The organism is Pseudanabaena cinerea FACHB-1277, from assembly GCF_014696345.1.
GTDB classification, from domain to species: Bacteria; Cyanobacteriota; Cyanobacteriia; order Pseudanabaenales; family Pseudanabaenaceae; genus Pseudanabaena; species Pseudanabaena cinerea.
Genome location: NZ_JACJPY010000111.1, coordinates 1 through 11049, shown reverse-complemented (window position 1 = coordinate 11049; position 11049 = coordinate 1). Strand labels below are relative to the sequence as shown.

20 protein-coding genes and 1 pseudogene are annotated in these 11049 nt (G+C 44.1%); 13 read left to right on the top strand and 8 right to left on the bottom strand.

What is annotated here, in order from left to right; genetic code table 11:
* Both H6F44_RS20660 and H6F44_RS20655 read left to right on the top strand, forming a co-directional pair.
* Positions 1-1199: pseudogene (locus H6F44_RS20660) on the top strand (hypothetical protein); the annotation flags it as partial.
* Complete coding sequence (locus H6F44_RS20655) at positions 1196-1384, top strand: hypothetical protein (RefSeq protein ID WP_190352978.1); 189 nt, start codon at positions 1196-1198, stop codon at positions 1382-1384. The pseudogene H6F44_RS20660 and the gene H6F44_RS20655, both read left to right, overlap by 4 nt.
* 148 nt (positions 1385-1532) lie before the next feature.
* Here the strand turns inward: H6F44_RS20655 and H6F44_RS20650 are convergent, their stop codons facing one another.
* The gene (locus H6F44_RS20650) at positions 1533-1793 is read right to left on the bottom strand and encodes a hypothetical protein (RefSeq protein WP_190352977.1); all 261 of its coding nucleotides are present in this window, start codon (positions 1791-1793) and stop codon (positions 1533-1535) included.
* Complete coding sequence (locus H6F44_RS20645; protein WP_190352976.1) at positions 1793-2464, bottom strand: recombinase family protein; 672 nt, start codon at positions 2462-2464, stop codon at positions 1793-1795. The genes H6F44_RS20650 and H6F44_RS20645 overlap by 1 nt, the downstream gene beginning before the upstream one ends.
* Before the next feature lie 263 nt (positions 2465-2727).
* Between H6F44_RS20645 and H6F44_RS20640 the strand changes: the two genes are divergently transcribed.
* From H6F44_RS20640 to H6F44_RS20620, 5 genes are all read left to right on the top strand, one after another.
* Positions 2728-3228, top strand: a complete 501-nt coding sequence (locus H6F44_RS20640; protein WP_190352975.1) for a hypothetical protein — start codon at positions 2728-2730, stop codon at positions 3226-3228.
* Positions 3229-3275: 47 nt separating this feature from the next.
* Entirely contained in the window at positions 3276-3581 is a 306-nt protein-coding gene (locus tag H6F44_RS20635) for a hypothetical protein (RefSeq protein WP_190352974.1), read from the top strand.
* Positions 3582-3782: 201 nt separating this feature from the next.
* Positions 3783-3944, top strand: coding sequence for a hypothetical protein (locus H6F44_RS20630; RefSeq protein WP_190352973.1), 162 nt, complete (start codon positions 3783-3785; stop codon positions 3942-3944).
* Entirely contained in the window at positions 3896-4231 is a 336-nt protein-coding gene (locus H6F44_RS20625) for a hypothetical protein (RefSeq protein WP_190352972.1), read from the top strand. The genes H6F44_RS20630 and H6F44_RS20625 overlap by 49 nt, the downstream gene beginning before the upstream one ends.
* A 42-nt stretch (positions 4232-4273) precedes the next feature.
* The gene (locus H6F44_RS20620) at positions 4274-4441 is read left to right on the top strand and encodes a hypothetical protein (RefSeq protein WP_190352971.1); all 168 of its coding nucleotides are present in this window, start codon (positions 4274-4276) and stop codon (positions 4439-4441) included.
* A gap of 73 nt (positions 4442-4514) precedes the next feature.
* Here the strand turns inward: H6F44_RS20620 and H6F44_RS20615 are convergent, their stop codons facing one another.
* From H6F44_RS20615 to H6F44_RS20590, 6 genes are all read right to left on the bottom strand, one after another.
* Entirely contained in the window at positions 4515-7778 is a 3264-nt protein-coding gene (locus H6F44_RS20615) for a DUF3854 domain-containing protein (RefSeq protein WP_190352970.1), read from the bottom strand.
* Entirely contained in the window at positions 7778-8032 is a 255-nt protein-coding gene (locus tag H6F44_RS20610; RefSeq protein ID WP_190352969.1) for a hypothetical protein, read from the bottom strand. Before H6F44_RS20610 ends, H6F44_RS20615 begins: the two co-directional genes overlap by 1 nt.
* Positions 8033-8236: a hypothetical protein gene (locus tag H6F44_RS20605; RefSeq protein ID WP_190352968.1), complete on the bottom strand. Its 204-nt coding sequence runs from the start codon at positions 8234-8236 to the stop codon at positions 8033-8035.
* Between the two features lie 134 nt (positions 8237-8370).
* On the bottom strand, positions 8371-8595 hold the full coding sequence (locus tag H6F44_RS20600; RefSeq protein ID WP_190352967.1) for a hypothetical protein: 225 nt from the start codon (positions 8593-8595) through the stop codon (positions 8371-8373).
* A 153-nt stretch (positions 8596-8748) separates the two neighbouring features.
* The gene (locus H6F44_RS20595; protein WP_190352966.1) at positions 8749-9201 is read right to left on the bottom strand and encodes a DUF29 domain-containing protein; all 453 of its coding nucleotides are present in this window, start codon (positions 9199-9201) and stop codon (positions 8749-8751) included.
* Positions 9198-9395, bottom strand: coding sequence for a ribbon-helix-helix domain-containing protein (locus H6F44_RS20590; RefSeq protein ID WP_190352965.1), 198 nt, complete (start codon positions 9393-9395; stop codon positions 9198-9200). Before H6F44_RS20590 ends, H6F44_RS20595 begins: the two co-directional genes overlap by 4 nt.
* A 141-nt stretch (positions 9396-9536) precedes the next feature.
* Between H6F44_RS20590 and H6F44_RS20585 the strand changes: the two genes are divergently transcribed.
* From H6F44_RS20585 to H6F44_RS22995, 6 genes are all read left to right on the top strand, one after another.
* Complete coding sequence (locus H6F44_RS20585; RefSeq protein WP_190352964.1) at positions 9537-9785, top strand: hypothetical protein; 249 nt, start codon at positions 9537-9539, stop codon at positions 9783-9785.
* Complete coding sequence (locus tag H6F44_RS20580) at positions 9778-10095, top strand: hypothetical protein (protein ID WP_190352963.1); 318 nt, start codon at positions 9778-9780, stop codon at positions 10093-10095. Before H6F44_RS20585 ends, H6F44_RS20580 begins: the two co-directional genes overlap by 8 nt.
* On the top strand, positions 10092-10256 hold the full coding sequence (locus H6F44_RS20575; RefSeq protein ID WP_190352962.1) for a hypothetical protein: 165 nt from the start codon (positions 10092-10094) through the stop codon (positions 10254-10256). Before H6F44_RS20580 ends, H6F44_RS20575 begins: the two co-directional genes overlap by 4 nt.
* A complete protein-coding gene (locus H6F44_RS20570; protein WP_190352961.1) occupies positions 10249-10437 on the top strand; it encodes a hypothetical protein in 189 nt (62 codons plus the stop codon). The genes H6F44_RS20575 and H6F44_RS20570 overlap by 8 nt, the downstream gene beginning before the upstream one ends.
* Positions 10434-10748, top strand: coding sequence for a hypothetical protein (locus H6F44_RS20565; protein WP_190352960.1), 315 nt, complete (start codon positions 10434-10436; stop codon positions 10746-10748). Before H6F44_RS20570 ends, H6F44_RS20565 begins: the two co-directional genes overlap by 4 nt.
* A 116-nt stretch (positions 10749-10864) precedes the next feature.
* Positions 10865-11049 (top strand): hypothetical protein (locus tag H6F44_RS22995; protein ID WP_206754481.1); only part of this gene is annotated, 185 nt, incomplete at its 3' end.

The window sequence follows — 11049 nt, the reverse complement described above, 5'->3', positions numbered from 1 at the left end:
CCTCTCACTTCTCACAGAAATTATTAAATTCAGCGATCGCTACGGGATTATTTGCAGTGGCGGCGCGATTGGATCGGCTAAATGAGTATGCCAGTGGCTACTCTGGTATATCTGAAGCGCAAAGCCAAATAGGCTATCAGCAATGGTTAAATGCAAGTTTACAGCCCCCAAAATGTGAGATAAAGGGACAAGCCGCGCCCGAAATTGCAGCAGCTCCCCCTAGCTACGATTGGAATAATATCGCGGATGAGGCTGTCGGGTTCTTGATTTGTGGCAACAGTGGATCGGCAAAAAGTAGCCTTGCAACTTGGTTAGCAGGACATTTAAGCCAATCATCACCCATGGCAGTTATTGCCCTTGATCCTCACTTTAACGATTGTTGGCAACTTGCAGGGATTAAGTCTATAGGGAAGATTGAGCAAATAGAAGCTGCTTTGAATTGGCTTTTGGGTGAACTCGATGCAAGATGTGAGCGTAAAGGTAATAAGCAACCTTTGGGCGATCCTTTATTCGTTATCTGCGATGAACTTAATGCCAGTTTGGAGCGCTTTACTGATAGAAAGATAGTTGAGTCCACATTGAGGCGGCTTGGCAGTGAGGGGCGCAAATTCGGCTTAACCTTTTGTGGACTGAATCAAAGCAGCAACGCCGCCGCGATTGGCATTGACGCAAAATACAGGTCTAACTATGCTTTGATACTCTTAGGACAATCCGCCCGAACTCACCCACAACTAGGCAAGCATTTAGCGGATGTGGCTTACCCATGTTTGCTAGATGGTAGTATCGCGCCTGCATTGGCAGTTCACCCTACCCATGGGGATTACTCCACATTTAAGAAGCAAGGCAACGCCCCAAAAAATCTAAAACAGATTAACCAATTGCCTCTCCCAAGTGGCTTGTTAAATGTCATTGATAGTCCTGTCATTGACAGTCAAAAAACCCCCGATCCTGTTTTTGATGTGCTGTCAATGCCTGTCAATCCGTCAACTCAGGCTAGTTTGTCAATGCCATTAACAAAGCTTTTAGAGTTCGCAAAATCCAAAGATTGCTTTATTTCTGCATCAATGGTCAAGACAAGTATCAGGTTATTTAGAGATACCCCCACGCCCGAAATTAGGCAATATTTTCAATGGTTAGCCGACAAAGGTTATGGGATTGTCAAAGGTCAAGATGATACTTTGGAATTTAGTGCCTCATGACGACACTCGACAAAGCAAAAAAATTAGCTGACCATTATGGTTTCGACTTGGAATATTTCGCCGATCATCCTGATTATCGAGAGCGCAAAAAAGGCATATTTTTGATCACTGATAGGCGATCAAAGTTGATCGCCGCAGCTTACTCCACCGCATGGCAATGTCTAAAATATTTTGATAGATTTTAGCGATCGCCGCCCGAATACTATCACTTGAAGTTATGCAATGGTGAGCATCATCACTTCAAGTCATGATGATCGCCACTGCCAACAAAAAGCACCCCGCCCGAATATGGGAGAGGTGCTTTTGTTTTACTTAGTCATACATTTGTCAGACTTAGATTAGTCCAATATCTGCCAATACATCATCGCTACTAATATCAGTAGCTAAAACGTATATCAGGCAGTTACTCAGATTAGTATCCAAGCTCTCCAGATACTCTCTAGGATTGCCATTAAGCCAAGCTGTATCTAATGTTTTACGAGATTGCTTTACAAGTTCGATATTGTCATACAGATATTTTTTTGCGCTCTCTCTATTCCTTAGTGCTTGGCTTACCATTGCAAAGCCAAGCACCTCAACCAGAATCTCGATCATTATGCAACCTCACGATTAATAACACGACTAACTTGGACTGCTTGCCACTTACCGCCCCGCTTGGTTTTAATGCCTTGGGCATTGAGTTCAGTGGCGATCGCTGACAATGTAAAACCATCGTCTGACATTTGTTTTACAAGTGCAATAACTTCTAACTCAGTGGCAACCTTAACCAGTTTTTTATTAACCATTTCGTAACCATAGGCGGGTGATCCAACGTGTTCACCTTGTGACTGTTTTTGACGTAAAGCGGTGCTAGTACGCTCACCAATTGCCTCTCTTTCCCATTGCGCTACAGACATTAGTACATTGAGGCATAAACGCCCCGCAGCCGTTCTTGTATCGATCTGGTCACTAACTGAGAGCAAAGCCTTATCGGTGAAGTAATCCTTAATCAAGGTATTCCAGTCTGATACATCACGGGTGAGGCGGTCTAGCTTAAAAATCAGGACAGCATCAGCGCCGCCATTGTCCAAAGTGGTTAGAACTCTTTGCAATCCCTCACGCTTTAAGGACTTGGCACTTACCCCCGCGTCAATAACCACGTCAACTAACTCAATGTCATAGAGATCGGCATAGGCTTTTATTTTGCTGACTTGTGCCTCAATGCTATACCCATGATCGGCTTGTTCTTGTGTTGATACCCTTACGTAGCCAATTGCCTTAGTCATTGCTTTTGTCCTTGTCTTACTTTATGTAAAACAGTATGTCATACATTCAGTTAGATGTAAAGCATTTTGTATTACATCTTGTAAAACATATTTATTTTACTTGACAACCTAATTACAGGATTTTACAAAAGGGAGCGGTTTTGTAAAACATTGGTTTACTCTATGATTTACATAGACTTTACTCTATGTATTACAAAATGCTTTACAAAGTATGACAATGTGCTATTATGTTTTACATAGAGTAATACAGGTTGTAAAACATTATGGTAGATACTAAAGCGGTATCGGTTCGCTTGCCTCTCGACTTACTCAATGAGTTAAATAGCTATGCCACTGATAAAGGTATGGTGAGAGGCGGTGAGGCAAATATAGGCGGCGCGATCATTTCAATCCTTAGAGAGCATTTTGGAAAGTCTGACAATGTTGTAAAACAAAAGTCTGACAGTATCGACATTGATGCAATGGTCGCCACTGCCATTAAGAAGCAATTGGCAGATATCGACAAACTGATCACCACTGCCATTAATGAACAGTTGACAGATATCAAAGAACGCATCTTAGAAGAGCATGGCGCTGGTGTGCGTGGTATCAGCATGGGCTATGAATCTTTGCTTGACGATGTTCGCAAGGATATTAATGATCTAACCGTATCGCTCTCCAAAGATATGATCGCCATTGATGAGCGATTAGAAGCATTAGAGGCTACAGTAAGCGCAAAAAAGCCCCTGCTCTCAGTGATGAGAGAGAAAGTATTAGCAGCATAGAGCCTGAAATACTGCCAATTGAGGCGATCGCAACTATCGAAGCTCCATTGATTGAAAAATCCTTAGATAGCAGTGCTTTGAGCGATGAGATCGCCGCGACTGCCAAGCCAAAATCAACTAAGCGATCGCCTAAATCAAAAGCTATTCTTACCCGTCCTGAAGCTGTGGCGATCGCTCAAAACTTTGGTTTTGTTGGCACTGGTCAGAATCTCTACGATTGGGCTAAGGCGGCTCTCACTGCTAAATCTGATGAGAGCAGACTAGCCAATAGTCAGAAACTAGCCTCCGTTGGGTTGGTTGCTGTACTCAGTCTTGAAAATAAACCAGCTTGGCAACCTAAAACCCTTACATAGCAACTGTTTCAAGCCTATAGCCTAATTTAAGCGCTGTAGGCTTGATGGTTAGCTAAGGATGATTCACCCCTAAGCTTTGCTATCAAGGCTTCTAGGCACATTTAAAGAGCAGCTTTTTTAGTAACACTTTGGGAAATTGTGTAACACGCTGGGAAAGAGAGCTAAGTATGTTTTTTTGCTTGTATTTGGCTATATTTACAGGTGTTTGCGGGTGTTCAGGGTGTTGGTAATGCGATCGGCTCTATGTATGGGTTTGTCGATGCTCACACCTGCAAAATATGGTCATTTTGGAAAAATAACTGGAAACAAACTGTATGGCAATATCCGAAGCTGAAAGAGAGCGCCGCCGCCAACAATGCTTAAAAACTAAGCCGTGGCAACATAGCACTGGCGCTAAAACTCCTGAAGGCAAGCTAAGAGTGAGCCAAAATGCTCTTAAAACTGGCTTGCATAGCCAATTTGAACCAATCCGCTTACTCGCTAGGCTTGACTTGCAAAAGGAGAATTTTGAGCGCATCAAGGCGATCGTGCAGTCCCATAAGCAAGCTTACGAAAACTGCGAAACAGCCCCACATCCGCACTGGCAAGAGCTTTTTGAGCATCTTGATGATGATGATTTTCTGGATAAGCTACTGAATTATAGGGTATAATAAAGTCTATAATCCTTGCTACATAGGCATTTGAGGCAAAAAATGAGTAAGCAAAATGACGTTAGATATTTAAGCTGGGCGCAATATTCTTATTTGCTTTCTCAAGGCAAAATCAAGATCCAGCACCAAAAGACCGCCCAAGAGATCGAAACTGAAAAATTAATACAGCGATGCGCTGATGCTGTTGAGCGTGGCGATCGCTTTTGTTAGTGGCGATCGCGGCATACGACCCCATGAACAAGGGGTAGGCATATTGCATCAAGCTAAATGGCGATCGCCATAGTTAGAAAAACCTCATGTCTGGTTCCAAATCATTCTCAGCGATCGCAGCAACCCGCAAATAACGCGGGTCAACTATTTGCCCCGCAAACATAGCTACAGTTTTTCTGGCTTCGTTGAGCGTAAATCCATCTAACACAGCTTTCAAACCATTGCGGATATCGATCGCCAGCTTGCCAATATCAAAAACTGTGATGGGTTGCTGTGCGATCGCTATAGGCTGTAAATCTTCCTTTATGTTTGTCTGTGCGATCGGACTAGGGGCGATCGCCGCCTCTATGATCGGGGGATCTGGTATCTCTACAGCCTCACTTTGAGAGGTTTGCCCTGTCTCCGTTTGAGGGTGTCCACACCTTTCTATAGTGTTACTTACAAAAGGTGTGGACAGGTCTATAATCCTCTCCACGAAAGCATGAGAGGGGATAAGCTCTAAACCCTCTCTAATCATTCGGGCGGCGCGGCGCGATAGTTCATCACGGGAAATGCTTAGATCGGCTTGGCACAACCGATAAACCCTAACCCTTGATTTTTCTCTAGTGATCCTTTTCTCATCACGCTTTAGCCCGTACCATTGAAGCAAAGCCCCAATATAGGTATTGTTTGAGGCATCCTTACCACACGATAGATGTATGCCAGCCTCGGCTAATTTGTCGATTTTGGTGACTTTTGGCTTACCAAATTTGGTGAATGTAGTTAACTCAGAATTTCTTTGCTCTCGCAGTTTTGAGGCAAGATCGGCGGCGATCGCGGTATCGTCACCCCATACATTGCCAGCGAGAGCAAAGTCTAAAAATTCATGTACTCCAATTTGCTCTAAGGCTTTTTGAGCAAGGGCTAAATGAGTAAAGTCTGGTTGTGAATAACCCGCACCCCATTTTGCTTGTACTTCCTTGCTAGTCTTGTCAGCAGCGATCGCCAAAATGGGAAAAGCCTGTTTCTCTAATCTCTCTAAGGCTTTGCGCTTGCGTCCTTTGTCATCACGTTCGATCTGCTCAATGGTGACTGATTCGGGCGAGGTGTCGCTCCAATTAGCAAGGCGATATTTTTCAACTGCTAACAGGTCTGCTTCAGATAGATCGCGCCGATCCTTTTTATCTTCATATTCGGCTTTTGTTAGGTTACGGGAAAGGAGTTTTTGCTCACGTTGCCAAGCCTCAAAATCATCCTTTAAGGCTTTATAGGCGGCGCGATCTTCCTTGGTTGCCTTGCTGTCGTCAATTTCGACTGTCTCAACTTCATCTCGTAACCTTGCGATGATATCTGCTCTGAAGTTTGCTTTACTCCAATTGTCAGCCGCTTGATAGTGGTAGTAAGGGTCATACTCATCGATAAGGTTAATCTCATCATCACCCGCCGCCCTTGCTCTCCCCTTGCGAGTTTTTAGGATTGATTCGGGCGTGATGTGGTTATACTTGCCACTGCTTTGAGCAGCATAGATATATCGTGGCACTGGCAACCGATAGCGATCGGATAGCTGTAAGGCTGTAGAGGCACTGATACTGTCAGCATGATAAAAGCAAAATACTTTGTCGAAAGCATCATGGGTGATGCTAAACCCCGATCTCAGTACGGGGCTAACTATCAGGATTTTAGGGTTATTTTCTCGTAACCACTGGTTAGGACTATCAAAAAATCCTTTAAATATTGGGTCGTTTGCATTGTCGCGATGGACAGCGATCGCCCCGTAATCTCTGAATAGCCACTGTAAAAACTTTGCTTCAGACTTGCGAGAGCAGCAAATAATAAGCCTCTCACCGCTTGCAATAGCTGCTTTAACATCTCGAAACAGGAGAGCGATCGCATCACCAAAAACTCTAACCTTGTAGTTTTTCTTTGGAGTTTCTACCCGAATAACAAAGGGTTTGCGCCCCGTTTTTCTCTCCCATAGCGCCGCCTCATACTTGGTTAGATCGGCACTAACTGAGAGGGTTTGTTTTGCCCTAATCTGCATCTCCCAATAGAGAGCCTGATTAATCCTACGCTTGCCATTTTGAGCATGAGTGCTAGAGGTTGCCAGTGAATTTAGCTGTAGATCTAACTCGTCATTGAAAACCGCCGCGCCCCGTTGCAAGCATGACTCAATATGACCTTTTAAGCCGTGTATTGCTTCAGTACAGAATGATAGTCTCGACACATACCCCGCGCCGCCTATCAGTTGACCATTGACGCGATCGCAGTCGGTTCTATAGTCCACAATGCGATCGCCTTGACTCATCCGTTGTGAGTTATTTCTAGCCAAGCTCTCTAGTGGCACTGGTAACAAGCTATAGTCAGCATTGCGAACAAACTCACCGCCTCTCTCAGACTTGCCAAGCCCTTTAGCCCCATCTAAGAAAATATCTGGATGAGTTTTATGTAGCTCTTGCAGTTCTGCAAATGTTGGCAGTCTGTCAAGGGTTAGATCGGCTTTGATTTTGTTGGCTTGCAATCTCTCGTATGCGATCGCAATTTTGCGATTATCTAGCCATTTATCAGAACTGATAGCCCCGTTAATGGCTTGCTCTAGTGCAGTAGCCCCGCAGTTAGCTAGTAAGTCATCAAGCCCTTTAAATTGGCTATCCCATGAGAGAACATCTACCGATCCTAATGGACTTGCTAGATCCGACAGCATGGGTAAATGCTTGAATAGAGAGCCGTTAACCACCCTAACCGCGCTTGGCTTTGTATCGCAGTCTAAGGCTATATAGACTTTACGCCCCGCGATATAGGGAAACAGATCGGGGGAGTGAATTAAACCGCACCCATAGACTGCGATCGCGACAAAGCCATGAGATAGACCAGATAAAGCTTTACCGCCGCCCTCGGTGATGAAGATCGGGATCTCAGGATGATCCTTTAGCCATTCCCAAAAACTGCCGTCAGTAGGGACTTTAACCCCGTAGCGTTTTGATATTGCCTCACGAATATCTCTAGGGATAGCAGGGAAAAAGGCTCTGTTACCAATTTTTGCGGGTGCTAGGTATCGATAGCCCTTTTCTGTTTTTGGTGCTTCTACAATGAATTGCCAAGTCTCACCCGTTTCCTGTAGATACCTAACTGAGTGACAGTAAACATGGCGGCGTTTGCCATCCTGTGAGGTTTTGTAATCGTTATAGTCGTATAAATCGAACTGGTTAGCGATGCTTAGAGCGATCGCACGGTCTTTGACGCTAATACGGGTGATTCGCTCTAAGAATGCTTTACCACGTTCTAGGGTGTGGTTTGTTGCCAGTGGCGCAGGTTTTGCCTCACGGTAGCGATCGCTAAACTCAAAATATTCTTTAGCCATTACAGATCGCCCCCTGCCATTGCCTCATCAAAGTCAGTGGCGATCGCCTCATGCTTTGCCTTTAGGTCAGCATCAGTCATCTCGAAATGATTTTTAAATTTCTGATAAAGGGGCTTGAGTTGTTTGCGGGTGAGGGATAGCGTTGATGCCGCTATTCCCAGATTTGTCGAAAATTCATCCTTGCGGAATTTTTCGACAAACAGCAGAGCCTCAAACACTTGATCCTGTAGATCGGCGTAAGATAATTTCTGCATCTACTTAGCCCCCCGTTGCTTCACATAGGCTTTGTAGATTGCCTTAAATTCACCAATGCCATAGCCTAGAGCTTTGCGAGTTTTGGGATATTCGAGCGTAAAGAAAAATGGCTCAAATCGTTGCAAATAATAGAGTTGAGATAGTGACGATAGTAAGCTAGAATATATAGAGGGATTGCATCCCGTAAGTTTTTGACGCATCATAGGTTAGTTCCTGCGGTACATACCCGCTTGTATGGATGCTCAACCGACACAAATCTCGAAACTTTCTCAGGGTCATCGGAGATCTGCTAGGTTAAGCAAGTTTGATAAACAACAAAAAAGCCTCGCAAATGCTTTTAAGCACTTAGCGAGGTTTTTTGTTGTTGAATAACGTCACGAATCCAATCTGAAAGCGTTTTATCGCTCCCAGCTACCAAATTTTCTAGGGCTTGGCGATCGCTTAAAGGGAGTCTAAAAGTAATCCTTGCAGATTTGACCGCAACTCTAGAAGCACGACAAAAAGCTGTATCCGTTACGGTTACAGCTTTTTTGGCGATTGTATTGGTAGTGGGTAAATTCATTTCGAGATACCTGTGGGCATAATCAACCCCACTTATGGCACTCGCTCGATTTAACGGTACTCTGTACCCCAAACCGTCCGACAAACAAAATATAGCATAATTTTCCATTAATTTGATGCTCTTTTTGATTTCTCCTTCTTATTGGCGCGATCGCTACTCCCAAAACTTGACATTTAAAACAGCATCAATATCGCGCCCGAATTGCCATGTACTAGGAAACTTATATTTAGGGTAAGCATCCGTAACTTTGCGTAAAGCAGCAGCAACGTTTCTATCAAAGCGATCTAAGAAATACCTCTTGAGGCTGGGAGATTGTTCAAGTATCAGTATTAGATCTTCCCTTTGTGTGGCGATCGTATTCTGCCAACCGCCAAAGCAATCAGGCATATTGACATAGCAGCGCTTGAGAATATGCTCAATCAGGGTGACAAGCCTACTGTCAATCTCACGCCTATCTCTACCAGCCAAACCCTCTAGCTCCTCTATTAAATTTTCAACATCGAGATTATGAAAGTCACCTGCTTTCAACTTTGCGATCGCATCTCCTAACCATAAATTAAGGTCGCGATCGTACAGGGTTGATGGTGGCGCAATTGTTTGAGTCATTTCGATTTTGCTCCTTTGGTATTGGTGCGATCGCTGACAGCCTCTTTAACGATGCGACTGCCTAAATTGCTGATACTCCGATCCTCATTAGCCGCCCAAAGTTCAAGCGCTTCATACAAATCGGGCGGTACATAGATAGTTATTCGCTTCAGATTTTTAACTGGCACTGCACTTTCAAGAATAGCTGTGTTCATTAATTTACATCCTGAGTTACATTTAATCTTATAGTATCACTTAGAGTAACACCGTGTTACTCTAGATATAACAAAGCACAGCGCTAGTTTCTTACCCTCTCGCTGTGCTTCAAATTCCCAATTACAGGAACTAACTTAATTATGACTGATTTCGTACCCCGCCCCGATCGCGCCGCTACTCATGCGAGTAATGCCCTGCGATCGCTACAAGATTTAAAGGATCTTGCAGATTTTCCAGCCGATGATATTCGGCTCTCATTATTGGAGCTTGCGATCGCGGAGATCAAAGTATCTCAATATCATTTAGATGGTAATCCCGCCCCGCTAATGCCTTCCAGAATCTCAATGCAAACTGCACTTGCCGATTTGGGGGTTAAATTCAATGGCTAAAGTATCCCCCGTAAAGCAAGCTGTAGAGCCAAGCGCCGCCACTACAACGCCCGAAACCGTGGCGCGAAGCGCCGCCACTGAAATCAATCTCGAAGAAGCGATCGCCCCTGATATCGATATTGAGAGCATGATCGCGGATCAACTTTTAGATTCAGTGAACTGGAGCAAGGTGCGCTCGGCGATCATCCGCAAAGCCCCCGCTAAATTATTCGCATGGCTAACCAGTGGCAACAATACGCCGATCAATATTTCGGCTTTCCCTGAATTGACAGCACTCCCAAGCAGTGACGATGAGGGCAAAGCAGCATGAAGTCAAGATCAATAGATGAAATAGAGGCGGATTTAAAAAAAATTCACCCATTAATCAAGCCTTTTGTGATGGTGGGGACAGTGATTGCCGCGATCGCTTATTTGCCTTTTGCGCTTTTCTCTATCGCCCGCAGTAAAGATGAGGGCGAAAGCGATGATTAAAGCACTTTTTACCGCCCTAACTGGCATTGATGAGAGCATTGATAATGACGATTATCAAGATGCTTGGCAGAGGCAAAAATTTCTAGATGAGAACGATCTAGATGTCGATGATGATGACGATGACGACAGCGATCGCGATGATGATGACGATGACACCCCTAAAAAATGGTGGCAAATATGATCAACGAACTCAAGAAAAACTGTGCTATTGCCTTGGTAGCCTTGTCTATAGGCATCATCGCAGGATATTTCGTATCAGAATCATTGTCAAAGCCAACAGCGATCGCCACTAACCCCGCCCCCGCCACTACAGCCCCCGCCGCCCAAAAACTAACACGCAATGAATTAGAGCAACGGTACATAAAAGCGGTTGTGAGGCAAGGGTTTCGAGTTGATGAAACGAACCTAAACGCTTTGACTGATAAGCAGCTTAACGATGAGGTTGCAAGGCTTGAAGCTATTTTTAATCCAAAGATTACTAACAGTAATTAGCAATTCTTAGCCCCTAAATTAACATAAACCTCTATTGCTTATCCTGTATAGCTTAGAGGTTTATTTTTTAAGTTTGTTTGACTTTTCACTTATTAACTTAAACCACTAACAAATCTATGAATAACTTTACTAACAACACTTTCCACAACTCGCAAATACTGCTTACAGCAAAGGTTTCGAGATATTGTCGATGGTCATCTAATGCCATTTTTAGCGGCGCTGCTATCCTTTGCTTGGCTAACCTTATCCCCTCTCACTTCTCACAGAAATTATTAAATTCAGCGATCGCTACGGGATTATT